Origin of the sequence: Dactylosporangium sp. NPDC049742 (assembly GCF_040674675.1) — a bacterium.
Taxonomy (GTDB): domain Bacteria; phylum Actinomycetota; class Actinomycetes; order Mycobacteriales; family Micromonosporaceae; genus Dactylosporangium; species Dactylosporangium maewongense.
Window position 1 is genome coordinate 156,570 of sequence record NZ_JBFANF010000012.1, and the last position, 25,795, is coordinate 182,364.

Below are 25,795 nucleotides of genomic sequence, written 5' to 3' on the forward strand. Positions count from 1 at the left end.
GGTGATGTACGTCCCGATCCTCAAGGCACGCAAGGGCGAGTTCAGGGCGATCGCGGAGCTGGCCGCCCCGCTCGTCCCGCTGCTCATGCCGGTCTTCGAGGTCGTCCCCACGGCGAACGGTCCGGGCAAGGACCTGTGGACGTTCAGCCTGAAGGTCGCGGACTCCGTGCCCGAAGGCCTGCTGATCGCCGTCGACACGTACCGGCTCGCAAAGCCGCTGTCGGGAATCCACAGCCCGTTGGATTACATCGCCCACGATCTCGCGGCGTTCGGCGTCCCCATGCTGCCCGTCGTGCACCTGACGGATCCCCCCGCGCAGCTGGCGGTCGCCGCCCACGCCGCCCGGCTCCACCTCGGCCGCGCACTCGTCCGCCTCACCGGCGACCCACCCGAGGGGCCGATCCTCAATGCCGGCCTCCCGCCGGAGCAGTGCGACCTGTTGCTCGACATGGCGTCGGTACTGTCGGACCGCGACCTCACCCGCACCGAGCCCCTCGTGCGGAAGTACCTCGCCTGGGCCCACCGAAGACCATGGCGCTCGATCACGGTCGCCGCCGGCGCCATGCCGGCCATCCTGCCCCGCCACACCCCGGCGGAGCTCCCCCGCTGGGACCTGGCGCTGTGGCACCGCATCGAGGACCCCGACGTCCAGTACGGCGACTACGGCATCGCCCACCCGCAGACCACCAGCCCACGCTGGCGCCCGAGCCCGAACCTCCGGTACACCAGCGACACCACCTGGCAGATCTACCGCTCCCCCGGCACCGACACGCACCACATGTGCCGCGAGGTCGTCTCCTCAGGCACCTGGCCCGGCCCCGGCTTCTCCTGGGGCGACGCCGAGATCGCCACCCGCGCCGCCGGCCAGGCCGGCCCCGGCAACGCCGCCAACTGGCGCGCCTGGGGCACGTCCCACCACCTCGCCCACGTCGTCCACCAACTCACCCGGCGGTAGTCACCGGTGCCGCCGGTGGAAAGGGAACCGCCCGGCGCCCTGTGGATCGGGGTGCCGGGCGGTGTCGGTGCTGTGTGGGCTAGGCCGAGATGTCGATGAAGGAGGCCCAGCTGTTGTTGTACTCCGCGAAGTTCGCGTGGTTGTCCGCGGAGCGGGTGTAGACCTGCGTCGCGCGGTTGGACACGTTGAACAGCACCGACGGCGCGGAGACCGCGGCGCCGCCGATGTTGTTCCAGCCGGACCAGCCCTTGTAGTAGTACACGTACTGGGTCTGGCCGCCGGCGGTCGCGGCGTACGCCTCGGTGGTGCCGTAGCGCGGGTTGTAGATCACGCCCGGGTCACTGGCGAGGCTGCCCTTGAGGTCGATCCAGTCCGCCCAGCCGTTGTAGTAGTACCGGTAGGCGAGCGTGTTGGTCGACGTGCGGGTGTAGACCTCGGTGGTGCCGTAGGTCGGGTTGTAGATGACGCCCGGGTTCCCGGAGATGTTGCCGTCGAGGCTGACCCAGTCGGACCAGCCGTTGTAGTAGTACCGGTACTTCAGCTTGTTGTCCGTGGTGCGGACGTACGCCTCAGTGGTGCCGTACTTCGGGTTGTAGAGCAGCGCCGGGTCGCTGGCGATCGAGCCGCCGAGGTCGGACCACCCGGACCAGCCGTTGGCGTAGTACTTGTACTTCAGCGTCCCGTCAGAGAACCGGGCGTAGATCTCGGTCGTGCCATACTGCGGGTTGTACAGGATGGACGGGTTACCCGCCAGGTCACCGCCGAGGTCGTTCCACCCGGACCAGCCGCTGGAGTAGTAACGGTAGGCGAGGTGGTTGTTCGACAGACGCGCGTACACCTCGGTGGTGCCGAACTTCGGGTTGAACAGCACAGCCGGGTCACCCTGCGTGTTCCCACCCAGGTCAGACCAGTCCGACCACTCAGTACCCGCCCGGTACGCGTACACAATCTTGTTGTCCGTCGTCCGGCCGTACACCTCGGTCGTGCCGAAACGCTGGTTGTTGATGCCAGCGGGCTTCGACGCGATCCTCGGCGGGTCGTTCTGACGGATGTACAGCAACCGGTTCGCCGTGCTGCTCGCCGCGTACGGCCGGTACGTCGCCTCCATCTTCAAGGCGCCGACCGTGGCGCTCTGGATGAGCGCCTGACGCACCTGCGACGGGGTGTAGTCCGGGTGTGCCTGCAGGATCAGCGCGGCCGCGCCGGCGACGTGCGGAGACGCCATCGACGTGCCGTCCAGCTCAGCGGTGCCGTACGGCCAGCCGATCATTGCCGACGTGATGTGGGTGCCGGGGGCGAAGATGTCCACGCACGGCCCGTAGTTCGACCAGCCGGCCGGAAATTCCACGCCGCCGTAGGCCCACTGGTCCAAAGCACCGACGGTCAACGCCTCGGGGACCCGGGCCGGTGACTGGTCGCAGGCATTGAGCGGCTTTGGGTTGTACGGGTCGCCGTCGCCGTTACCGGCAGCGATCGAGTAGGTGAGCCCGGACGCGATCGACTTGCGGACGGCCTCGTCCTCCACCGGGATGACGGTCGAGCCACCGAGGCTCATGTTGACCACGGCCGGCTTGACCGCGTTCGCCGTGACCCATTCGATGCCGGCGACGACCTCAGTGACATAGCCCTCGCCGTTGCAGTCCAGCACGCGGACCCCGACGATCTTCACCTGCTTGGCCACACCGTACGTGGTGCCGCCGAGCGTCCCGGCCACGTGCGTGCCGTGCCCGTCACAGTCGGAGACGTTCTCCGGCAGGTTGTGTTCGGGCGTGTTCCGCTTGTACTCGTCTTCGGTCGGGCGGAGCGCCCGGTCGACGAAGTTCCTGCCCCACGAAGCCCGGCCGCCGAACTCGCTGTGCTCCTTGTACAGACCCGTGTCGATCACGTACGCCGTCACCGACGACGCCGTGTTCGGAGAGGTGTACTGGTAGTCCGGCATCATGATGCGGCTGTCGATCCGGTCCAGGTTCCAGACCGGATTGCTCTGCGTGTCCGACTTGCGCAGCAGGACATCGCGCGAGACGGACGCCACCGACTGGTCTGCCGCCAGACGCGCGGCCTGCTCCTCGGAGAGACCGCTGACCGCGAAGCCCTTCAGCACGACGCTGTACTCGCTGGTGACCTTACCGCCGTGGCGGGTTGTCAGCGCCTTCGCCGAACTGGTGACGCCGGTCTTCGCCTGCGTCGTGTTCATGCCGCTGAACGCGGTGCTCTTCAGCTGAACGATGTAGCTGCCCGGCAGAGCCTGGCTCTCGTTGCCGAAAACCTCGCCCACCGGTGGATTGACCACCTCCGCCGACGCCGGCGTGCCCGACACGAGCACCACACCCGCGGCGGCGAGCGTCGAGACGCCCACCATCGCCCAGCGCCGCGGCCGGCTTACGAGCCGTCCATACGCAGCCCTTTCCTTGCTCTTCGTGCTGATGGTTGTTCCTCCCCATGAGGATCACCCCGGCGGACATCGACGGTTCACGCCAGAAGGGTGATCGGAATAGGGAGAGGTTAAGTGGGTGGCCCCGTTCCCGGCCAGCCTGATCAGGTGTTCATGCCGTGAAGATCAACCGAAGGGACGAGCCCAGTGTCACCAGTCGCGATGGGTTCGATCCTTGCCGGATGTTTCGCCGGACACCCGCCAGACGGACTCGGCGCTATGTGGCCGAGTCCCTTCGGAACCGCGAGGAGCCGTCTCGCGTCCAAGAGCGCATGACGCGTGTGGGAGCCGTGCTGGCGGTAGTCCTTCTGTCGGCCGTCGGGCTGGCCGGGTGCGCCCGCGAGAATGCGGCGGGTGGCGGCGGGCCGTGGGGGCGGACGTTCCTGTCGCAGTCGACGAGCCGCCCACTGGTCCCCGGCACCCAGATCGAGCTGCGGTTCAGCGACGGCAAGGTCGGTTTCCGGGCAGGCTGCAACTCCATCAGCGGCGCTGCGCGGATCGACGGCGGACGGCTGGTCGTCAGCGAGGTCGCGAGCACGGCCATGGGGTGCGAACCGCAGCGGGCCGAGCAGGACACCTGGCTCGCGACGTTCCTGCAGGCGGGACCGGAGCTTCGTCTTGAGGGCACGAGCCTGGTGCTGGAGGGCGGCGGCACCACGATCAGCTTCGTCGAGCGCGCGGTGGCCGTGCCTGACGCGCAGCTCGCCGGGCCCGAGTGGACCGTCGACACGCTGGTCGACGGGCAGACTTCCGGCTCGGTGCCGGCCGGTGTGCGCGCGTACCTGACCTTCACGATCGACGGGAAGGTCACCGGCTCCGGCGGCTGCAACAGCCTCACCGGCACGTACACGGTCGACACCGAGACGATCACGTTCACCGCCATGGGTTCGACCCGCAAGGCGTGCAGCGAGGCAGGCATCGTTGAGAGCAAGGTGCTGCACGTCCTGCAGGGCACGGTGCAGTTCCGCATCGAAGCCGGTCACCTGACGCTGACCGCCGCCGACGGCACCGGCCTGCGCCTCACCGCCGGACGCGCGACGCCGTCACCCTCATGATGACGTCAGTTGGGCGAGTCGCTGGTTGATGGTGTCGAGGTCGAATGGCGTGGTGTCCGGGCCGTCGTCCTCGTTCCAGTCCTCGACCGGTGCGTCGCCGGCGCCGGTCGTACACGTGATGGGACCCGGATCCGTTGGCACGGTGACGCGGTCGACGGTGATCGTGTGCTCCCACCAGTCGCCGAGGTCGTAGACGTACGTCATCCTGGCGCCGCGGCCGGGCAGGAGCTTCGACAGGCGGGCCGCTGACTCGTCCTCCGACTCCTCCAGGTCGAAGTACACGTCGCTGTACCGCTGGCCGCCGGCTTCGAACAGGTGAAGGTGCTCGTCGTCCCAGTCGAACGCGACCTGGATCGCGGCGTGGAGCACCTCCAGGGTCGTCGGGCCCGGCAGGCGCAGGCGGCGCCATACCGTGCGGCTGAGGGCGACCTTCAGCTCGTACACCGGAATCTCCGGACGACCGGATGCCTGCAGCAGGTCGAGGAGGTGGGCCCGGTCGGGGTGGTCGCTGGCCTCGACGGCCGCCGTGCCGCCGCACTCCTCGACCAGGTGGTAGCGCTCCTCCAGGTCATCCTCGGCGAGCGCGCACTCGACGGTGAGCCAGCGGCGGTCCGCCTCGGACGGTTCCTTGTCGGACAAGGTCGTCCGGGCGTGCACCGCGAGCATCGGGTGCGACGAGGCCCGGCGCAGGAAGGGCCGCGCGGGCTCACCGATCGCGGCGATGACGCCGAACGCTTCGAGGCGGTCGGCGGCACCACCGGCCTCGGCGACGGCGAGCAGCTCGGCGACGGTCGCGGCGAGGTCCCTGCCGTCGAGCCAGCGCCAGGTGGTGCGCCAGGCGTCGGTGTCGGGCAGGCCCCGCAGTCTGGTGAGCAGCTCGGTGGCCGTCAGGTCGGGCGTCACGGGTGGCGGCACCGCGAAGCGCGCGGCCGTCTCGCGGCCCAGCTCGGTGAGGCGGCCTTCCTGGTCGACCGCGCCGAACTCCGCGAGCAGCGTGAGCGCTCCCGCGACCGGCAGCACGCCGCGCCGGAACGCCCGGTACACCGCCTGGAACTCCCGCGGCGACCGGTCCTCGAGCCGCTCGTCGACGCGGTCGTCGAGGTTGTCGAGCGTGGCGCCGTCGACCAGGGCGGCCAGCACCTCGGCGCACGCGATGAGGGCGCCCTCGTGCCGCGGGTCGTCGGACTCCACCGCCAGGACGGCGAGCAGCGCGTCCCACCACGCGTCGGCCGGGTCACGGCCGGGGCCGTCGACCAGCGTCGCTCTGTTGCCGTCGATGCTGATGTACCCGGCAGCGACCGCCGCGATCCACGGCCGGTGCAGGCCTTCCATGTCGGCGGCGGACCTGACCCGCGTGGGCACCTCGACGCCTACGACGGCCGCGGCCGCCGGGATGTCGGCCGGCCGCGGCACACCCTTGGCCGTGACGGGCCGGCCACCCGGTCCGACCCACTCCGCGAGCTTCCGGGCACGGACCATGATGTCGAGCATGGTGAGGTTCTACCAGCCGTGGATCTCCGGCTCGTACCCGCCGGACGGCTGGTTGCCGGTCAGGTCCGCGAAGGCGCGCTGCGCGACGACCTTGCCCTGCGCGTCGAGGGCGCGGACGGTCAGCTGGAGCGGGCCGGGCAGCTCGATCCGGCCGATGCCGTTGCTCAGCGGTACAGTCGCCAGAACCTCCTCACCCTTGACCAGGTCGACCCGGACGGCTTGCGGTGGCGCGACGATCTGCAGGGTGTCCGGCGCCGTGTCGTCGAAGTGGGGCATGCGCATGGCGATCACGGTGTGCTCGGGGTTGCCGGCGATGCCCGCGCCGGTGGGGTGGTTGCGACTGTTGGGTTCCGGGCTCGTGTCGGTCGCGATGGTGATGTACGGCCCGCCGCCCTGCTCGGTCACCGCCATCACGGTGGCGATCTGCCCGACGCCATCGGGCACCACGAATTCGTCGCTCCACAGGACCACGTACTGGACGTCAGGGCCGACGAGCCCGGTGCTGTACGCGAGCGCGTCCGCCGCCACCTGCGCCGCTCTCGGAGCGGGCTTGCCGCGGCCGTACAGCGGGCTCGGGTCGATCCGCTCCGGGCGGACGGTGCCGGGCGGCGCGAGGATCCCCTCGTAGAACACGGCGTCGCCCTTGCTCATGCGGACCCGCAGCCCACGCGGCAACGTGCTGGTGTCGCGGACGACGTACCCGGCCGGCTCCGGCCCCCACGTGCGTTGGATTGTTCCGTCGTCCATGTACCGCGGCCCGTCCGAAACCGACACTTCGTAGTCCGCAGGCCCGAACAGCAGCGCGTAGCCCTGGTTCTTGTCGTTGCGCCAATCGTCGCGGACGACCGGATCCTCCACGTCGGACCAGCCGGTGAGCTCCAGCTTCTTCGCCGCGGTCATGGCCGGCCCGGTGAGGTGGACCATCCGCGGCATGGCGGTGACCCCGGCGACCAGCACCAGCCTCCGGTTCCCGGGCAGATCCCCGGCGAAGAGCACCCGCAACCGCGCACGATCCCCCGGCAATCCAACGGCCGATGGATTGTCGACGACCCGGTCCAGCACCGCGTCGACGAACGCGGCGTCATCCTTGAGGGATCCACGCGTCGGCGCTTCGAGCAGCGGCAACACCCTGCTCGACGGCTCCCCGTCGAGCCTTCCGGGCCCTCCTTCGGGCCTTGGATGGCTGCCGGACGGCAGCACGAACGCGACCACCCCGACGAGCACCGCCACCATCGTCCCCATCGCCACGGCGGTCTTACGCACCCGCTTGCGCCGCCGCGCCACCCTGATGGCGGTGTCGGTGACGTCGTACAGCTTGGCCTGCTCGGCGACGTCGCCAAGCACCTCCACGAGCCGCGTCACGACCACACCTCCATCGCGTCTTCCAACTCCGGCGCCAGCACCCGCAACCGCCCCAGCGCATGACTGGTCTGACTCTTCACCGTCCCCACCGACGTCCCCATGACCTGCGCCGTCTCCACTTCGGACAGATCCTCGAAGAACCGCAGCACCACAACGGCCCGCTGCCGCTTGGTCAGCTTCGCGAGCGCCTGCTCCAGCACGACCCGCAGCTCCGCCCGCCCGGTCTCGTCGCCGACGGCCGCCTTCTCCGGGACGCTGGCCGTCGTGTGCTCGAGGAAGCGGCGCCTTCGCCACGAGCGGACGTGCTCGTGATAGAGGATCTTCCGCACGTACGCCTCGGGATCCCCGACCCTGGAAACCTTGGACCAGTGCGTGGCCGTCTTGATCAGCGCCGCCTGGATCAGGTCCTCAGCCTGGGCATGCCCGCCGGCAAGCAGGTAGGCAGCGCGGGACAGCCGAGGCAGCCGCGCCCGCACGAACTCCCGGAATCCTTCTTCGTCCTCCACGCGGCTCCTCCCAGGACCTGTCTATTGGAGTACATGCCTCCACAGCGCGGTCAGGTTGGAACCTGCGGGCATCAGCTCCGTTCGAACGCGGTGCGATCGACGCGATAGTTGACCTTGCCACCGAACTCCTCGAAGCCGAGATCGCGGTAGAACGCCCGCGCGCCGTCGTTGTCCCGGTCTGTCATCCACTCCACCCGGCTACATTCCTGGCGGTTTGCCGCAACGGCCTGTACTTCCTGCATGAGGCGCGTTCCGGTGCCGAGCCGGCGCCCTTCCGGCCGGACGTACAGCTCTTTGAGGAACAGTGAGTAGGTCGACCCAGCCGCCGGCCACAGGAATGAATACGCCGCCAGCCCCACCACCTCGCCGCCGGCGAGCGCAAGCATGCAGCAAGCGAGTGGCGGTGTACCGAACAGCGCCACCTTCACCTGCACCAGGCGCTCCTCGAACGGCTGGATCGTCGTTGCGCCGTAGTACCGCTCGATCTCCTCGATCATCGTGGCGACGGCCTCGGCGTCGCTCGGCTCGGCATGGCGGACGACGAGTTGCTGCACTGCAATGCTCCTTTTATGCCGGAAGTGTGGCCTGGATGTGCCGGATGAGGTACGTGAGGTCCTGGCAGAAGACTGACGGATTGCGGTAGCCGCGAGCGGCGCTGTGCCGGTGCGGCAGGTATCCGCCACCACAGACGTGAACCAGCGGACACCGCCGGCACTCGCCGGCGAGTGCGGAGGCGCCGGTCAGCCGCCGCTGGATCGCCGGATGCCGGACGGCCTGGTCGAAGGTGTGGTCAAAGACGTCAAGGCCCAGGACGGCGGCCCCTTGCTGCACCGACTTCAGGGTGTCGACGTCCTCGATCGAGCCATCGGACTCGACCACGACGATGCCGGCCGGCGCGAGGCCGAGCGACTCGACGGACCCGTGGGCGCCGAGGCTGAGTGCCACGATGTCTTCGAGCATCCGTACCGAGTGTGTGTACGTGTCGGCGCCGATCCATGCGTCGTAAACGCGACTCATCCACCGGCCGTACTCCGGTTCGTCAGGTGCCGTGCGGTGCGGCGGAGTGTCGTGCGTGGCGTGTGGCAGGTTGAAGTCGATGATCGGCGGTCCGAGTGCCGCGAGGTAGTCGTGCACCTCGACCGGGTCGTCGTGCAAATCGACCACGGCCAGGATGCCGGCGAACAGACCGGGCCGGCTACGCAGCAGCTCGATCCCGCGGATGACGGCGTCCGTGGATGCTCTTCCTCGGTGGTTGAGCCGATGCCGGTCATTTGCCGTGGGCGGCCCGTCGAGACTCACGCCGATCCGCACGTCGAACTGCTCGAACAGGTCGAGCCAGCCCGCATTGATCAGGATGCCATTGGTTTGCAGTTCAAAGCCGACGGCGGCGCCGACACCATCACACACGACCTGGAGAACGTCGGCGAGATGGCGCGGACCGGCCAAGAGCGGCTCGCCGCCGTGCAGGACGATGTCGACGCGCTCCAGCCGGTGCGCGTCGACATGCTCAGCAATACGCTTCGCCGCTGCGCGGGCCACGTCGACGCTCATCCGCACCGGAATTGTGCGCCACGACTGGTCAGGGCCGTTGAAGACGTAGCAATAGTCGCAGTTGATGTTGCAGCGGTTGACCACCTTCAGGACAAAGGTCCGCAACGGTGGCGCGCCGGATTCATCCACCGTGTCGCCAATGATGCTCGGGAATCGAGGCCGTGTGGGCGGCACGCACCGCCGCAGCGCTCGATCGTTCCGCGGCCACGCGGGCCCGGGCGCGCTCAATGATCCGCGAGAGTACCGGGCCCAGTGTTGCGGTCGAGTCGGTCGTTGTCTGCATCGCGTAACTCCTCTCATCACCTGGAGTGACGATATCGAGACACATCGAGATCACGCACGCCGATTTCTTCTGTCGGGTGCCGCGATGCCGAGCCGGTCGTAGATGGCCTGCGCGCCTCGCTCGAAATCCGCCGCTTCCGTCGGCTCGCCGAGTATGCGTTCACAGCGCCCGAGACCGTCGAGCGCCCGCGCCTCCTCCAGTGGTATGGCCAGTTCACGTGCCGACGACAACGCGGCCCGGTGCTGCGCCTGCGCGAGCGCCGGCTCCCCGGCGTCGAGGTGGAGCACACCGAGGTGGTTGAGCACCTCGAGCCGTCCCGGTCGGTCCCCGAGCGCGGCATACAGCTCCGCCGCGCGTTCCAACGACCTCTTCGCGCCGACCAGGTCGCCGGCCAGGCATTGCAGAACACCCAGCTCCGCCGTTGCGGCGGCCTGACCGCCCCGGCTCTCCAGCTCCGTGTAGATCGTGGCCGCCCGTCGCATCGCATCCTCCGCTGCGGGCCGCTCGTTCCGAATCCGGTACACCACACCAAGGTGCCGGATGGCGTTCGCCTGCCCGAACCTGTCACCCAGCTCGGAGTACTTGCGCAGTGCGTCCTCATGCGCAGCGACCGCACCGTCGAGGTCACCGAGCAGCCGCCGGACCACACCCGATTCGTTGAGCGCGTAAGCCTGGTGTACCGGGTCGCCGATCTCGATGTAGATCGCCAGGGCCTCGCGGGCGTTGCGTTCGGACTCGGCGTAGCTGCCGGCCAGGCAGCGGACCATGCCGAGATCACGCAGTGCGTTCGCCTCACCGTAACGGTCGCCGACCCGCCGGCAGAGCTGCAGCGCTTCCGTCGAAGCGTCGGCGGACAGCCTCAGGTCACCGGTCATGCGTCGCACCATGCCGAGATCAGCGAGGGCGTTCGCCTGGCCGAGCAGGTCCCCGGTCTCTCGGCAGATCTGTAGCGCTTCCGTCTGGGCTCGAGCTGCAGCGTCGTACGCTGCGGTCAGATAGTGCACAATGCCGAGCTGGTTGAGCACCGACGCCTGACCATGCCGATCACCGAGGACGCGATAGATCGCGAGCGACTCTTCCAGCGCTTCGGATGCCGTCCGGTACCGGGCCATGAGACGGGACACGAGACCGAGGTTCGCCAGGGCTCCGGCTTCGGCCTGTCGGTCTGCGGCATGACGCGCTGCCGAGATCGCGGCTCGATGCAGGTCGGCCGCCTGATCCCAGGGTCCGGCATGGCGCAGGTACGGCGCCAGCGCGGCCGCGAGTCCCACGACCAGGGCATGCCGTTGACGGCGCACACACTCTTCCACGCAGGCGAGGACGTTCGCGCGCTCCGCCTCGAGCCACGCCGACGCCGTGGCCAGCGAGCCGAACCGGCTCGTGGTGCCTGTGGCGCCGCGGCTGATGTAGATGTTCGCCGCGTCGATGGTCTGCAGGTAGTGCCCTGCGAGGCGTTCGATCGACATCGTCCCGTCCTGCCCGTCGTCCTGCCCGAGGCCACGTCCATAGTCCCTGACCAGGTCATGGAATCGGTACCGTCCGGGCGCTGTCTCATCCAGGAGATGGTCCCCGTACAACGCCTCCAGCTCGGATTGCGCGAGCGGCACCGATATTCCGCCGAGTGCCGCTGCGGCGTCCTCGTCGATGTCAAGCCCGGGAAAGTTGCTGAGCCGCCGGAAGAACTGCTGCCGTTCGGGCGATAGATCGTCGTACGACAGGTCGAACGCTGCCGCGACGGCGCGCTCACCGGCCTGCATCTCCGCAAGCCGGTGCTGCGCGGCAAGAACGCGGTCCTTGAGATCGTCGACGGTCCAGGACCGGTGGTGATGCAATCTCGCGGCCAGCAGCGAGATCGCCAACGGAAGGTAGCCGCACATGGCGACGAGTTCGCCGACCGCTCCGGACCCAAGCGGGCCGCGACCGGCCAGGCGGGTGAACAGCGCCGCAGCGTCTGCGGCCGGCAGCGCGCCCATCGGTAGGCTGGTCGCGTCCGGTGCGGCAAGGCGCCTGCGACTGGTCATGAGCACGAAGGTGCCGTCCGTTCCCGGCAGCAGATGCTCGACCTGCGCGTACGTGGCAGCGTTGTCGAGGATCAGCAGTATCCTCCGGCCTGCTACCCGCGAGCGCCACAACGCGGCGCGGGCCTCGGTCACCGCCCACTGGTCATCGCCGTTGGGGACCTTCTGGGGCTTGACGCCGTCTGCGAGCAGCAGAGACGCGAGCGCCTCGCCAGACCTGACGGGATCCCGCCCAGGCGTGTGCCCATTCAGATTCAGGAAGAGATGGCCGTCCGGAAAGTTCGGCGCAAGGAGATGGCCGACATGGATAGCGAAGGCGGTCTTACCGACACCCGGCATCCCATCGATGGCGCGGACCCGCACGCCTGGCTCGGACGACGCTGCGTCGCTCAAGATCTGTTCGATCTCGTTCTGGCGGTTGGTGAAGCCTACGACGTCACGCGGCAGAGTCCGCAGGACGGCGACCGAACCGACGGGCGGCAGGGGTGCGTCGTCACCCGTCGAACCGCCGGCGCGCTCCGACTCGGTCACCGCAGCCACCAACGCGGCAAGGATGACCGCGATCACGGCGAACACCGCGAACGACTGCCACGGGTACCGCTGAAGCAGTGCAAGCCAGCCGGGCCACTGTTGCTGCTCGGAGGCGGCGTTGGTCACCAATCCGATCATCAGTGTTACCGCTGCCACGCTAGCAGCAACCAGTGCCGCCACGACTACTTGGCGCAACCTCACGATCAGCACCGTAGAACATATTGACGAGGAGCACTACAACGAATGCATTCACTGCCTATCTGCATCGGGTGGCCGGCCCCACGGCCTGTTGATGCGTTCGGAACCCGGTCGGGAACCCAACCGGTGGGGGCCCAATGATCCCGGTTGGTCAACGGTTGGTTCGCCGATGCCGTTCACGGCGCACGAAAGAACCCAACCGGAGACCATGTCCAGACGGGCCGGCGTTCCAGCGCCTTGCGGCAGCTGTTCGTCGGGATGTCCCGCGCCCGCGACTCCCTCTGGCTGGGCCCCGTCGCGCCGTAGTGCAGCTGTACGACGCGCTCAGGTACCTCCTCTCCGGGTACCTCGCTGCGAGGTGTAGGCCAGGCCGTCTACATGTACATGGTCTGCGGTTGGGCTGATTGATGCGCTCTGATCCGCCCGCGAATCCAACCGCTACCCAACAGGCCATGAGGTCGCTCGGCCGGTTGACCAACGGTTGACTGCCGCTTGGTCAACTTCGCGAGCGCCTGCTCCAGCACCATCCGCAGCTCCGCCCGGCCGGTGTCGTCGCCACTGGCCGCCTTCTCGGGAACGCTCGCGGTCGGGTGCTCGAGGAAGCGCCGCCGACGCCAGGTGCGGATGTGCTCGTGATAGAGGATCTTCCGCACGTACGCCTCGGGATCGCCCGCCCTGACGACCTTCGACCAGTATGCGGCCGTCTTGATGAGGGCCGCCTGGATCAGGTCTTCGGCCTGGGCATGGTTCCCGGCGAGCAGATAGGCAGCCCGGGACAGCCTGGGCAGCCGCGCCCGCACGAAGTCCCGGAACCCCGCTTCATCCTCCACACCTGAAGTACATGCCTCCACCGCCCGGTCAGGTTGGAGCCGCGACGCAGATCATCGGAATTCGTCCAGCGCGTTGATGAGGCTGGGTCGGCGCCGGTACCGGTCGCGGAAGTCGGTCAGGTACGCGGCGAACCGATCCTGCTGGCCTGCTGCCCGGCACGCCTCTTGCAGCGCCGTGATCAGTTGTGCCGCCCGCCGGTACCGGTGCTTGTCGCCGCTGTCGTTCACCTGCAGCTCGACGAGGCGCGCATAGGGCTCGATCACGCCGGCAGGATCGGTCAGCGTCCGGTGCTCGATCAGGGTGAGCCAACGCTGCCGGCTGATCTGGTCCGGATCGGCCCGGGCGGCCGTCCACGCCTCGTCGTGCGCGCCGGTCGCGGTCAGGACGTCGACCAGCTCGGGCAGGTAGGCGGGCCGCTCCGCGACGTGCCGCCGCAGCCGCTCCACCGCGGCCGGCGCCGGATCGGCTGCACCGACTCTGGCCGCGGTGTGCGCCCAAGCCCGGTACGCGGCGAGCGCCGGGTGCCGCTCGAACTCGGCGGCGCGCACCGCGAGCGCCTCGCCGTCGCCGCCTCGATCAAGGAGCATGCCCACCAGTGCGTCCCGGAGCTCCTCGGTACCGGGCCAGCCGGACTTCGCCGCCAGGCCGCGCCGTGCCCAGTCGATCGCCTCGGCGGCCCGGCCGGCCGAGCGCAGGACGTCGACGATGCGCCCGTACTGCTGCGCGCTCTCCAGGTGCTCGGCCAGGACCTGGACGTACCGGTCGATGTCACCGGACACGTCGGCGAGCTGTTCCCGCAGGTCCCGGATCGCGAACCGCCCCGCCCAGGAGTCCGGTCCGGCGGTCGCGGCCCGCTCGGCGACCAGGCGCTCCACCTCCGCGATCCCCTTACCGCCCAGCGCCGGCGCGAAATCCCGCAGCAGGACGCGCGGCCACCCCGGGCCGTCGCATTCGAGCTGCACCAGCCAGGCGGCGAGCCGCTTCGGATCCGGTGGCGCCGTGGCGCAGGCCCGCGCGTACAGGTGCATGATCTGCTGCAGGTCGTCCCCGACGATGCCTGAGGAGTCGTCCATGGACGTCAGCGCGGCCGTCATCCGGTCGACGGCCTTGCGCAGGACCGGCACCACCGTCGCCCCGTCCCCGGCATCGACCAGCGCCGCGCACCGCTCAGCGAGTTCGCGGGCGGCCAGCGAGTACTGGCGCCGGCCCCGGTACGGGTCGGTGCGCCGGTCCCGGCGCAGGGCGTCGACCAGTGCGGACAGCTCGGTCAGGTCACGGTCCACAGACGTTCAACGCCGCACGCTGCCCGCCGACGCGGCGAGCGCGGCCTCGACGAACTCGGTGGGTAGGCCGGTCTCGGTGGCGTTCCAGCAAATCCAGTCCGGTAGGAGCGCCCGCACCTCGCCGGCGAGCTCGTCGTCCATCCAGTCGCCGACCATGTCCAGGACGGTCTGCACCCGGCGCGGCGAAACGGCGTGTTCCGTGCCGGGCAGCGCGGCCTCCAGCCACTCCGCCGCCAGTGCCTCGGTCGGCCCGCTCGGCGGTGGCTGCCGGCGCCGGGCGGTGTACCAGGCGGTGAACGCCTTGACCGCCGGTTCGATATCCAGATCCTCGTCCGACGAGCGGTGCGCCGGCAGGGTGAGCCGCCCGGCGAGCGAACCGATCAGGTCGTCGGCCCGGCGCTGGGACCGGTGCCAGTTGTCCATCACGGAACGCGTCTCGTGGCCGGTGACGAACAGCTCGCCCATGTCCCAGTGCGTCAGCACCCGCAGATCGGCACCGTCGTCGACCGGACAGGGTTCGGCGTCCGACGCAGCCGGCCCGACCTCGTCACGCCACGCCGCGGCGGCCTGGGCGAGGTCGTCGTGCACGCCGGCGGACCTCAACACCGGGAAGCCCGAGACGTCAAAGTCGAGCAGGTACACGGTCGGCTCGGCCGGCTTCGGGTAGCTGAAGCCGGCCATGAGCCCGACACGCGTCCCGTACACGTCGGTCATCCGCCACAGTTCACCCGTCGGAGTGATCCGGGGCATGTCCGCCAACCAGCCGTCCACTTCTTCCGGCAGGTCCGGACGCAGCTCGTCGACCACCTCGCCGATCCACTCGTTCAGTCCGGCGGGCGTGATCGACAACAGCCCGTTCAGGCAGTACCACGCCCCGCGCCACGATCCGGTCTCGCCGGCGCGGACCCGGTCGGCCAGCAACCCGACCAGTTCCTCGGTCCATGCGCCGTACCGGGTCGCGCCCAGACCCTCGGCCGCGTGCAGCTGGGCACCGATCAACCGTGCCGTCGCCTCCTCCAGCGACCGCGGATCGCTCGCGGTGACCAGCCCGCCCGTCTCCTCGGTCGTGGCGGCGAGTGCCGGGCCGAACCAGCCGGGCCGGCCGACCGGCCGGGCGAAGTCCGCGAGGAACGGCGACCGCGACTGTGGTCTCCCGCCACTGCGTGACTTCTTCTGCTTCTTCGGCTTGCGGCCACGAGACACCGGCGACATGGTCCCGGATGGTAGCCCTGAGTCCGGCGCTCTCTCCTGTCCGGGCGCGGGTCTGACCATGCCTCGGCGGGTGAATAATGGATTTCATACACGCCCACCGCAGCGACCTGTCCCGGCGAATGGCCTGAAGCTCACCCAGCCTGGAAGACCGTGTCGACGTGCCATTCCAGGAATTTGCGGTGCGGGCGGTCGGCGGTGCGGTCCGGCACGGTGATCGGCTGGCCGTGGCGTGAGTAGAACTCCTCGCCGTTGCCGAAGTCCTCGCGGAGCCTCGGGCTGACCAGCAGCCGGTGCTTCGGGTCGACGCTGAGGTAGCCGCGGTCGAACATGATGTGCACGTCGGACCGCAGCAGCAGGCCGTTGTCGAGCCGGTGCTGGCCGCCGTTCGGCAGCGGCAGGATGTGCGCCGCCTGCAGCACGGGCCGGATCTTCGCGCCGGTGATCGCGCAGCGGTGGCGGTACGCGTCGAGGACGACGCCCTTGAACGCCTGCTGGCCGAGTCGCTGCGGCTGCAGGCGCGGGTCGCCGTAGACGGGCCCGGTGCGGTGCCAGGGTTCGCTGAGGTCCAGCTCGACGGCCGGGCCGGTGAGCCGGTGGATCACGTCGCGGAAGTAGCCGGCGTACGCGTCGTCGGCCAGGTCGTAGCCCTTGCCCTGGACGATGTTCGACGCGAAGTCCGGCGGCGGCCCGGCATCCGCGTCGTCCCCGAAGAACCGCGTGTCGCGGACGAAGAGGCAGCCGATGATCGGGTCTTCGCGCGGCGAGATCGGCTGATGCCGGTACCGGCTGATGGCATCGCGCATCTGCTGGAGGCTGGCGGCGCCGTTGCCTTCGCCGAACAGCTCCCACGCCTCCGAGATCGGCAGCCGGGCGAAGCCGCTGTAGAAGCCACCGCCGACGACCCGGTTGTGTGGGGCGTGGGACTTGAAGAAGAACGGCTCGCCGACCTGCAGCGCCCGGAACGCCTTGTCACTGGCGGGCCGCCAGAAGTTGACCTCCTGCAGCTGCGGGCGCTCGGCGAGGAACCTGTACCACTGGCCGTCGGTCACGCCCACGTAAGCCCTCACGGCAAACAGTGTGCTCCATCGATGCCGCAGTGGCGTTTCGACTCGCCTCCTACATGTGCATGGCCTCCAGTTGGTCTGGTTGGTGCGTCCCGATCCGGTTGGGGAACCAACCGCCACCAACCGGTTGGCATGCCGTTGGCGGCGGTTGATCGCGGTTGGGGCTGCGCGACGCACGAAGGCACCCAACTGGAGGCCATGTCCGGGCAGGAGGGGTCGCACACGCGCGGCACCGCTGTTGCCTCGGAGGCATGGATGACACAGCTTCACCACGACCCGGTGCTCTACGCACAGTCGTTCCTCACCGACCGGGACCATCGGCTGCTCGACTGGCTGTATGACCACCAGGTCCTGAGCACGGCGCAGATCACCGCGGCGCTGTTCAACCGGCAGGACGCCGCTCAGGAGCGTCTGCTGCGGCTGCTGGAGCGGTTCCGCTCGGCCCGGCTGGCCTCGGCTGGCTGGCACCACGTCCTCGACCAGGCCGGTGTCGAGCTGGTCGCGGCGCTGCGCGGCGAGGCCGTCCCGCGGCGCGTGGACGTCACCGCGCAGCGCCGGCGCATCGCCGCCAGCGCGAACCTGCCGCACCTGCTCGGCGTGAACCAGTTCTTCGTCGATCTCATCGCGTACGCCCGGCGTCGCCCCGACGACGCCCTGCTGCGCTGGTGGTCGGAGCGGCAGTGCGCGGCCCCGCTGCGGTTCGGCTCGGTGAGCATGCACCGGGTCAGCGCCGACGGTCACGGCATCTACCAGGAAGGCGACCGCCGGGTGGCGTTCTTCCTCGAGCTCGACCGCGCCACCGAGTCCGTGCCGACGCTGGTGGAGAAGGTGCAACGGTACGAGCAGCTGGTCACCGAGGGCGGTCCCGCCTGGCCGGTGCTGTTCTCGCTGCCGGACCGCAACCGCGAGCAGCAGCTGCACCAGGCCCTCGGCCGCCAGCCGCGAGCGGTGCCGGTCGCAACGGTCGCCCGGGACCGCCTGCTGGACGGTACGGGCGTCGCCGACGCGGTCTGGCTGCCGACCGGCGCGGCGGGTGCACCGGAGCCGCCGCGCCGCCTGATCGACCTCGGCCGGCTCGGCGACCCCGCGGACGACAGCGCACTTCTGCGCCTGGACCGCCGCCCGCTCGGGCAGTAAACAGGCACTCGGCTCGCTGGCCGGTCCATGGCCGGCGAGCCGCCTGTTGGATCTTCGCTGCCCCGGGTATTGCCCCAGGCGGATGGGTAGGTGTACCCCTAGGCGGGTCAAGGCCCTGCATTTCGGCGCCAACAGGACCCAACGTCGCAGCTCAAAAGGCCTACGGGACGGCGTTCGGAAACCCGAGAATGTCTCCATAGAGAGTCATTCCCGAGGAGAGGAAGGTGCGTAGGGGCTTCCTCGACCTCAATCTCTCGGCGGCAAGACTCGCACCGCGTGACCTTCCGGGCTTGACGGTACGGACAACAGCAGCCCGGTCACCGGGCGCTCATTCCGGCATCGCACGACGCGCCCAGAAGCCCGCTCCAGCCAGAACGGGCAGAACACGCGCTTCGGTTAGTACCGTCGGCAGTTCCCGGCCGTAGGCAGCCGTACAGGCGCCACGTCACGGGTACGGTCGATCCTTCCGCCGCCGTAGCTGCGCCGTTCCCGATGCGGCTCGATCCCGTACCGCTGGCCGGCGTTCCGGGCGGCGGGTACGAGCCGGTACGGGCACGACGCGGTACCGGGGAACGAACGGTACGCGGTACGGGGCGAGGTCGGGAACGGGGAAAGGGACACAGGACGGCGCGGTACGCGGAACTGGAACGGCAGGCGGGAACGCCCGGTGCGCATCCAGGTACGAGAAGCGCATAACCGCTGGTTGTGCGGGCTCGCGAGACCGTACGGCGTTCCGCCCTCGTCCCGTACCGGCCGCCCGTACCGCTCCAAACCGCAGTTGCCCAACGCGTTGGGCAACCCGTTGTCCAACCAGCACCAACACGCCCGTACCGGCCCGCTCGTACCCGCCAACTGGTTGGACAACGTCTGGTGGCGGTCGCCGTACCCGTACCCAGTTGACGAACGGGGTTGCCCAACCTGTTGTCCAACCAGCCTGGTAGGCCCGTTCCCACCGCCGGTACCCGCCAACTCGTTGGTCAACCCGCCCGCCGTTCCCGTGCCTTGGTGGTCAACCGGGGTTGGCGAGCTTCACGTCGGCGCAGGTGACCCCGGTCCGGGACTGCCCATAGCTGGGCGTGGATCGGGCGTGCACGTGGAATGCACGGGTTCTGAATGTGGGCGGGGTCACGCTGGCGGCGCAAGCGGCAGTGTGAGTTCGACACTTCGAGGAGAATCGATTGAAACGGCTAATTCGGGCCGCGCTCGTGGGGCTGCTGGCCCTGGGGGTGGGGCTGGTGGTGCCGGGGAGTCCGGCGCAGGCGGCGTTAAACTGCGATGTACCGAAGCCGCCTCCGCGCTGTAACCCGACCGAGCCGGTCGATCCGGAGGGCGTCCTGACCAGCGCGACCCGGGTGCCGGGCGGGGTGGCGGTCGTCGGCTGGGCCACCGATCCGGGCGGCTATCTGGTCCGGGTCAGCGTCATGATCGACAACGTCATCGTCGGCACGCTGGACGCGGCTCAGACCGGGGGCTTCTCCGGCACTGTGCCGGCGCGGGCCGGCTCGAACGTGTGCGCCCTGGCGGTCACCACCAGCCCCGTCGGCGGGAGCACCCACCTCGGCTGTGTCAGCCTGGCCGTCGCGGTCGACCCGGTGGGCGGGATCGACTCGTTCGACCGGTCCGGGACCGACCTGATCCTCAAGGGCTGGGCGATCGACGGCGACACGACGGGTGCGGTGGATCTGCACCTGTACCACGACGGGGCGTTCGCCGGCACGGTTCGGGCCGACGGCCCGCTGGCCACGACGCCGGCCGGCTACCCCAACTACGGGACCGCGCACGGCTACACGGTCCGGATTCCGGAGCGGCCGGGCGACGGGGCGCACACGATCTGCGTCTACGCCATCAACGTCGGTGCGGGCAGTGTCAACACGCAGCTGGGCTGCCGGCAGTACACCGTGAAACACGACCCGTTCGGTGCACTCGACGGCGTCACTCGCACCGGCGACAAGGTGCGCGTGTGGGGGTGGTCGGTCGACCCGGACGAGCCGCGCACCCCGACCGACGTGCACTTCTACGACAGCGGCGTGTACGCCGGCTCGGTGACCGCGAACGGGAACCGCCCGGACGTGCCCGGCGAGTACGGGGCTGCGCACGGCTACGACCTGACCCTGCCGGCGCGCATGACGGCGGGCGATCACTCGTTCTGCGCGTACGCGATCAACCGCTCGTACGGCAGCAACAACACCCTGCTGGGATGCCGCACCTACAACGTGCCGGCGCCGGTCGTGGCCCCGACGATCCTGCCCTTCCAGGAGTGGGACCTGACGTCCACTTTCGTCGAGCTGGAGTGGACGGACAACTCGTCCAGCGAGACCGGGCACCGCATCGAGCGGTCGGTGGCCGGCGGGCCGTGGCAGGAGATCTGGCGGGACACGCGCAACGTCTCGCGGACGTACGCCGACCGCGCCGTCACGCCGAACACGCGGTACTGCTACCGGGTCATCGCGTTCAACGACATCAGCGAGGCGGCGGCCGAGGTCTGCGCGACCACCAGGTTCCCGGCGCTGCCCCGCCCGACCAATCTGACGATGGCCAGTCGTACCGACAACAGCATCACCATCCGGTGGACCGACAACGCCGACGGTGAGGACCACTACCTGGTCACGTGGGGCCGCTACACCGACACCACCGTGACCGGCTCCGCGACCGTGGCGGCTCGTCCGGGCACCGGCGGCGAGGTGACGTACACGATCACCGGCCTGCCGGCCCTGACCGGGTACCGGTTCTACGTATTCCCGATCAAGGCCGGCTACGACACCGGTGACGCCGTGTCGGGCACCGGGGGGACGAGCGGGGCGCCGGTGGTCAACACGTTCACCTCGTCGCTCGGGTCGGTCGAGGCGTGTGCACCGCGTTCCGTCACCCTGAACTGGACGACCACCGGCGCGATCCGGGTCGTGGTCTCGCGGAACGGCAGCGTCCTGTACGACCAGACCAGGGACCTGTTCCAGTGGTCGGACTCAACCTCGGGCGGCACCCACGACGGCAACGTGACCTACACGCTGACCGCCTACGGCCCGGACGGCCGCACGACGACGAAGACCGTCACCGTCGCCCGGACGACCAGCCTGCCGCTGTACAAGAGCATCGAGTTCAAGAACACCAGCAAGACGAACGCGATGTACCTCTACTACTACGACGCCAACGACCAGCCGTTGGGCAGCTTCGGCGAGATCGCCCCCGGCCAGACGTACAAGCTCACCTTGGAGCACTGCAAGCCCTTGCGGCTCAAGATGATCGAGAAGTACACCGGCCGAATCGCATGGCAGACCGACCCGGCGTTCATTCTCGGCTACGACGAGGGCAACGTGGGATACCAGGAGGTGTACTGACCTGAGCCGGCGGAGTCCGGCGGCGTCGCGTACCGCGGCCCTGCCGGACTCCGCCGGTCACCCGGATGGGGACGGGCTCGCGGAAGAAGGCGACACCGTCTTGCAGCGCGCGTCCCATTCCGGCACCCGTAGCAGCGACGGCGCGCTCATTCCCTCCCGGCTCGCCGTCGCCGCGAACGCGATTCCGCGCACGCAGACCATCGCCACGTTCGGGAAGTTGTCGGCGTTGCGGAAGACCTCGATGTAGTCGACGTCGGAAATCTTGTCGGGCGGGGCGCCTTCTTTGCCGCCGCGGTCGCCGAGTTGTTCCGAGCAGCCGGCCAGCGCCAGTACCAATGCCGCCGCCAGCGCCAGGCGCTTCATTTCGCGGCCGGGCAGGTCGGGTCCCATTCGGGGACGCGGACGAGGTCCGGTGCGGCGTAGGAATCCTCGCCGCGGGCACCGCTCGAGGTGGCCGCGAACGCGATCCCGCGAATGCACACGCGGGCCACATTCGGGAAGTTGTCCGCGTTGCGGTACACCTCGATGTAGTCGACGTCGGAGATCTTGTCGGGTGCGGCGCCCTCGTCGCCGCCGCGGTCGCCGAGCTGGTCCGAGCAGCCGGCCAGCGCGAACAGTACGGCCGCCATCGCAAGCATGCGTTTCATCGGATCCCCCCGTTGTGCGTATGGGGTGGAGGCCGCCGCGGCATGGCAGCGCCGGCATGCCGCGGGTACAGCCCCCGATACCGATGAAGGTAGGGACAACCGTCGAAGGAGTGGCCGTTTCGGCCGACGGGTTGACCAAGTCTTGAGCAGTCTCAGATGCCCGTACGGAACTCCATGGTGCCCTTGCGCTGGCCCTGCATGACGCGAATGGCGAGCTCAGCGTTCATGGCGAGCTGGTTGAGCAGCTGCACGACCGTGCCGAGGACCTTGATGGCCTTGGTCATCGCGGCCAGGGCCTTCTCCTCTTCGAGCAGTTTCGCGGCGGCCTTGGTGGCCCGTTCGAACGCCGGCGGGCGGGCCTTCTCCACGAGGTTCGTCAGCTTCGCCGTCAACCGCTGGATCTCGCCGTCGAGCTGCCGCTGCTTGAGCAGGCACTGCTGCACCTTCGGCGGGCAGACGAGCGCGAGGCGTTCGGCCTTGCGCGCGTCCAGGTCCGTTCTGACGGCCTTGATGTCGTCGTCGATCTCCTTGAGCCGAAGGTCTTTCTCGGCCTTCTTGGTGGTCGCGTCGAGCACGTTCTGTTCCTGGTCCGGCAGGCGTTCCTGGAGGTTTGCCTGGCGCCGTTCCATCTGCTCCTTGGTCGCGCGGTCGCCGAGTTTGTACGGGTCAGCGCCGAGCCCGAGCCACGCCTTTGCCACCTCTTCCGCGAGCTGCGCGAAGTCACCGATGACCGGCACCGCCCCGAGGATCGAGGCCAGGAACTCACGCAGCCTGGTCGCCTCAGGCTCCAGCGTCAGCGCCGCATACAGATATCCACCCGCAATGGCGAGCTTGCCCTTGCCTTGGGCGATCCGAACCATCTCGTCGATGGCGGCGCGGGTGTTCGGCAGCGGCCATTCGGAGACGCTTTCCCAGTACGACATGGCGCGTGCCATCGCGTTCACGTCGATTCTGCCGCCCGAGACGGAGCTCAGGAACCCGGCCAGCGCCGTCGCCGCGAGCGCCCGCCTGTCGGCGATGTCGGCGTCGACCCAGAAACTCTGCCCGGCCTTGTTGAAACACCCACCGGTCCACGTCGCGACCCCGTTCGGCGGCAGTAGTCCGAGCTCCGCGGTGCCACCCGGTACAGGCGGATTCGTCAATGCCGCAGACGACGCGGTCCGCAGCGTCGCCCAGATCCCGATGTCCGACGTCACGGTGAGCACCGTCCGGTCCCCGTCACACGGCGCTTTCGGATCCGCGACCAGACCCTTCATGAGCCCATTGGCAAGCGTGTCAACCACGTCGATGCGATAGCCGACCGTGACCTGCCGCCGCACGGTCCGCCCGGCCCCGTTCTTCGTGGCGGTCATCGCGATCTCATAGGTCCCCGGCAGCGGCGCATTCCACACCACACTCGGTCCGCTTTCACCGAGCGGCGTGCCGTTGACGCTCCACGTGTACGAGGTGTCGGCCGCCGCACTCGACACCACCAACCGACGCGACAACGCCCTTCCGGGAATCTCGACGACCTCGAAATCCACCGGCGCCGTGATGGTGAACGTCCCGGTCGCGAAACCGCAGTGCAGCGGCGGCGACAACGTGCAGAAGCTCAGCTTCACCTCATACCTGCCGGGCGCCAGCCCGTCGACGGTCGCCTCGACACCGTCCCGCTCGGCGACCGGCTCGGCCGCGCCCTCCGCGTACACGTCCCAGCTGATGAGGCCCGTGTTCGGCGCGATGTCGACCGCCTTCAACGCCACCGACGTGCCCGTCACGGTGATGGCCGGCGTCGCGCTGGGCCCGCCGTCACCCTTGACCGTCCCGGTGACCTTCCCCGCCGGGCCGGACACCCCCGCCTCATCGACCTCCGCCGACCGGCACCCCACAAGCTTCCCAGCCACAGGCGCCGTGAACGAGAAATCGACCGACGTGTACACACCCTGCACACGCTGATACCCGACGTTCGCAAGGTCCTCGACGACGCCGTACGAGTTGTCGACGAACTTCAGCTCAAAATAGAAGTCGTTGGAACCCCGGCCCGCCATGGTGGCCGTGCCCGACATTTCCGCACCTGCACTGATGTTGTCCATGACGAGATGCGCCGGCCCAAGGTCCGTGTTGCATCTGTCGGCCGGATATCCCGTGCTGCTACTCGTAAAAGCGATGGGCCGGTCCCCCGGATCGGCCAGCGCAGCGGTCTCGGAAAACGACAACGTCGCCATGACAACGGCACCCGCCAAGGCACCTGCCAGGACACGACGCGAGCGGTATAAGCGCATGCCTCATGGAACCGCAGGACCCGCTGCCCAGCCTTCAGTCAAACCCGCGAACCGTCACGCCGTGTGGTCATCCGACATCAGCCGGTTCGCCACATCGCTGTGCCGGTCGCGTCAGATGCGGTCGCCCTTCAGCCCATCGACGAACGCCACGAAGGCAGCGGTCTCAAAGATGAGCGCCGGCCCGTTCGGGTCTTTGCTGTCCCGCACCGCCACGATGCCGGACAAATTGTCGGCCACCTCGACACAGTTGCCGCCGTTGCCGCCACTGCGCGTGCTCTTGCGCCAGTGGGCGCCCGTGAGGTCATGCATCGTCGTACTCCTTGGCGAGCGAGCTCATGAGGTCTCTCGAATCTTCCACGCTGAGGACTAGGTCGTCCAAGACGTTCCACGCTCTCTCGTACGTCTCAACCTCGGCCTTCTTATCGAGGTAGACGGCGCCGGTCAGGCCTTCGCTGTACACCGTGGTCGGCTCCGCCGGTCGATGCCCTTCCGCCCGAAAGTCGAGGATCACAAACGGACCGCTCTGCGTCGCGCGGTGGGGGCCTGCCGAGAGCGGTAGCACCCGGACGTGGACATTCTTGGCGTCCGATGCCCCAGCGAGGCGTCGGAGCTGGGCCTGCATGCCGGCGGCGCCGCCGATGGGCCGCCGGAGCACCGCCTCGTCGAGGATGACGTCCAGTGCCGGTGGGCGGGGGGCGGGTCGTGCGAGCAGCCGTTGCCGCTCCATCCGCAAAGCAACCAGCCGAGCGACCTTCTCTTCGTCGTTCTCCGGGAACGCCCGGAAGAGTGCGGCGGCGTACTCCTCGGTCTGGAGCAGACCGGGGATGATCACGGGCTCGTACTGACGTAGCTCGCTCGCCGCGGCCTCGAGACTGACGTACAGCTCGAACCAATCGGGTATCGCACCGTCAAAGGTGGCCCACCAACCCTGCGCCTTGGTCTCCGCGGCGAGAGCGACCAGGACTTCCGTCATCGACGTCTCTACGCCGTAGAGCGCGGCGAGTGCAAGGACTTCCACCTTCTTCAGCGGCGCCTCGCCGCCTTCGATCCGGTAGATCTTCGACCGGCCGACCTCGATCTCCGACGCCGCGGCGGGAACCGTGACACCGGCCTTCTCCCGGGCGTCCTTCAGCAGCCTGCCGAGCTGACGACGAGGGACAGACGAACCTGCCGGGTTCGACACTGACCCACCTCCTTGTCTCATTTGGGGACGCCGCATCGGTCCTGCTTGAAACACCTACTGGAGTCGAACAGGGACAGCGAACGCCACAAACGGGATTCTCATTCAGAAGTATTGCATCGAACGCCTCGACTGCACCACGATCTCATCCAGTGGCCCTATTCGCCGTCTACCGGCCCTTGGGAGGTGATCATGCATGTCCGGATGAAGCGCTGGTGGTGGCTGCGCGCCCGTTGCTGGTGCGGCGGCGACTGGCCCTGCCGCGACGCCGTGACGCCCTGCGAACTCCACAACCGAGCCGTTCCGTCCTTCAACTGGAACACCCCGACGCACCGCTTCCAGGAGATCCCGCTGCTGACCCGAGGCGGCATCTGGCGGGCGAACGGAGGCAAGTGGTGATGGCCCGGCTCGATCGAGATTTCACACCGCGACCTGAAGGGCAGCCTCAACGAGGCCGGGCTCAC

General features: G+C 68.9%; 21 protein-coding genes. 5 read left to right on the forward strand and 16 right to left on the reverse strand.

Annotated features, from left to right (window positions below; translation table 11 throughout):
* The first annotated feature begins 4 nt into the window (after positions 1-4).
* Positions 5-955, forward strand: coding sequence for a beta family protein (locus AB0J72_RS17845; RefSeq protein WP_363399937.1), 951 nt, complete (start codon positions 5-7; stop codon positions 953-955).
* Between the two features lie 79 nt (positions 956-1,034).
* On the opposite strand, the gene AB0J72_RS17850 is transcribed toward AB0J72_RS17845, so the two are convergent.
* Complete coding sequence (locus AB0J72_RS17850; RefSeq protein ID WP_363399939.1) at positions 1,035-3,314, reverse strand: S8 family serine peptidase; 2,280 nt, start codon at positions 3,312-3,314, stop codon at positions 1,035-1,037.
* Between the two features lie 344 nt (positions 3,315-3,658).
* Here AB0J72_RS17850 and AB0J72_RS17855 point away from each other — a divergent pair, with 344 nt between their 5' ends.
* A complete protein-coding gene (locus AB0J72_RS17855) occupies positions 3,659-4,441 on the forward strand; it encodes an META domain-containing protein (protein ID WP_363399941.1) in 783 nt (260 codons plus the stop codon).
* On the opposite strand, the gene AB0J72_RS17860 is transcribed toward AB0J72_RS17855, so the two are convergent.
* From AB0J72_RS17860 to AB0J72_RS17905, 10 genes are all read right to left on the reverse strand, one after another.
* Entirely contained in the window at positions 4,436-5,932 is a 1,497-nt protein-coding gene (locus AB0J72_RS17860; protein ID WP_363399943.1) for a hypothetical protein, read from the reverse strand. The two genes, AB0J72_RS17855 and AB0J72_RS17860, sit on opposite strands and share 6 nt — an antisense overlap.
* A 9-nt stretch (positions 5,933-5,941) precedes the next feature.
* The gene (locus tag AB0J72_RS17865) at positions 5,942-7,294 is read right to left on the reverse strand and encodes a hypothetical protein (RefSeq protein WP_363399945.1); all 1,353 of its coding nucleotides are present in this window, start codon (positions 7,292-7,294) and stop codon (positions 5,942-5,944) included.
* The gene (locus AB0J72_RS17870) at positions 7,291-7,800 is read right to left on the reverse strand and encodes a SigE family RNA polymerase sigma factor (RefSeq protein WP_363399947.1); all 510 of its coding nucleotides are present in this window, start codon (positions 7,798-7,800) and stop codon (positions 7,291-7,293) included. Before AB0J72_RS17870 ends, AB0J72_RS17865 begins: the two co-directional genes overlap by 4 nt.
* Before the next feature lie 71 nt (positions 7,801-7,871).
* The gene (locus AB0J72_RS17875) at positions 7,872-8,354 is read right to left on the reverse strand and encodes an N-acetyltransferase (RefSeq protein ID WP_363399948.1); all 483 of its coding nucleotides are present in this window, start codon (positions 8,352-8,354) and stop codon (positions 7,872-7,874) included.
* Between the two features lie 13 nt (positions 8,355-8,367).
* Entirely contained in the window at positions 8,368-9,480 is a 1,113-nt protein-coding gene (locus tag AB0J72_RS17880) for an FxsB family cyclophane-forming radical SAM/SPASM peptide maturase (RefSeq protein WP_363399950.1), read from the reverse strand.
* 204 nt (positions 9,481-9,684) lie between these two features.
* Entirely contained in the window at positions 9,685-12,393 is a 2,709-nt protein-coding gene (gene haaT / locus AB0J72_RS17885; protein ID WP_363399952.1) for a cyclophane-containing RiPP biosynthesis TPR protein HaaT, read from the reverse strand.
* 362 nt (positions 12,394-12,755) lie between these two features.
* Positions 12,756-13,211: a sigma factor gene (locus tag AB0J72_RS17890; protein WP_363399954.1), complete on the reverse strand. Its 456-nt coding sequence runs from the start codon at positions 13,209-13,211 to the stop codon at positions 12,756-12,758.
* 51 nt (positions 13,212-13,262) lie between these two features.
* Positions 13,263-14,495 (reverse strand): hypothetical protein, encoded by a 1,233-nt coding sequence (locus AB0J72_RS17895; RefSeq protein ID WP_363399956.1) that lies wholly within the window; start codon positions 14,493-14,495, stop codon positions 13,263-13,265.
* A 6-nt stretch (positions 14,496-14,501) separates the two neighbouring features.
* Complete coding sequence (locus tag AB0J72_RS17900) at positions 14,502-15,707, reverse strand: hypothetical protein (RefSeq protein ID WP_363399958.1); 1,206 nt, start codon at positions 15,705-15,707, stop codon at positions 14,502-14,504.
* 131 nt (positions 15,708-15,838) lie between these two features.
* Entirely contained in the window at positions 15,839-16,774 is a 936-nt protein-coding gene (locus AB0J72_RS17905; RefSeq protein ID WP_363399960.1) for an HNH endonuclease, read from the reverse strand.
* 252 nt (positions 16,775-17,026) lie between these two features.
* On the opposite strand from AB0J72_RS17905, the gene AB0J72_RS17910 reads away from it, so the two are divergent.
* Positions 17,027-17,908, forward strand: a complete 882-nt coding sequence (locus tag AB0J72_RS17910; protein WP_363399962.1) for a replication-relaxation family protein — start codon at positions 17,027-17,029, stop codon at positions 17,906-17,908.
* 1,178 nt (positions 17,909-19,086) lie between these two features.
* Entirely contained in the window at positions 19,087-21,243 is a 2,157-nt protein-coding gene (locus AB0J72_RS17915; protein WP_363399964.1) for a fibronectin type III domain-containing protein, read from the forward strand.
* A 57-nt stretch (positions 21,244-21,300) separates the two neighbouring features.
* Here the strand turns inward: AB0J72_RS17915 and AB0J72_RS17920 are convergent, their stop codons facing one another.
* From AB0J72_RS17920 to AB0J72_RS17940, 5 genes are all read right to left on the reverse strand, one after another.
* Positions 21,301-21,633, reverse strand: a complete 333-nt coding sequence (locus tag AB0J72_RS17920) for a hypothetical protein (protein WP_363399966.1) — start codon at positions 21,631-21,633, stop codon at positions 21,301-21,303.
* The gene (locus AB0J72_RS17925; RefSeq protein WP_363399968.1) at positions 21,603-21,890 is read right to left on the reverse strand and encodes a hypothetical protein; all 288 of its coding nucleotides are present in this window, start codon (positions 21,888-21,890) and stop codon (positions 21,603-21,605) included. The genes AB0J72_RS17920 and AB0J72_RS17925 overlap by 31 nt, the downstream gene beginning before the upstream one ends.
* Before the next feature lie 152 nt (positions 21,891-22,042).
* Positions 22,043-24,094, reverse strand: a complete 2,052-nt coding sequence (locus AB0J72_RS17930) for a hypothetical protein (protein WP_363399969.1) — start codon at positions 24,092-24,094, stop codon at positions 22,043-22,045.
* A 168-nt stretch (positions 24,095-24,262) separates the two neighbouring features.
* Positions 24,263-24,460 (reverse strand): DUF397 domain-containing protein, encoded by a 198-nt coding sequence (locus AB0J72_RS17935; RefSeq protein ID WP_363399971.1) that lies wholly within the window; start codon positions 24,458-24,460, stop codon positions 24,263-24,265.
* Positions 24,453-25,334: a helix-turn-helix transcriptional regulator gene (locus tag AB0J72_RS17940; RefSeq protein WP_363399972.1), complete on the reverse strand. Its 882-nt coding sequence runs from the start codon at positions 25,332-25,334 to the stop codon at positions 24,453-24,455. The genes AB0J72_RS17935 and AB0J72_RS17940 overlap by 8 nt, the downstream gene beginning before the upstream one ends.
* A 189-nt stretch (positions 25,335-25,523) precedes the next feature.
* Here AB0J72_RS17940 and AB0J72_RS17945 point away from each other — a divergent pair, with 189 nt between their 5' ends.
* Positions 25,524-25,730 carry a hypothetical protein gene (locus AB0J72_RS17945; protein ID WP_363399974.1) on the forward strand — a complete coding sequence of 69 codons (207 nt, stop codon included), beginning with the start codon at positions 25,524-25,526 and terminating at the stop codon, positions 25,728-25,730.
* The last annotated feature ends 65 nt before the right edge of the window (positions 25,731-25,795 follow it).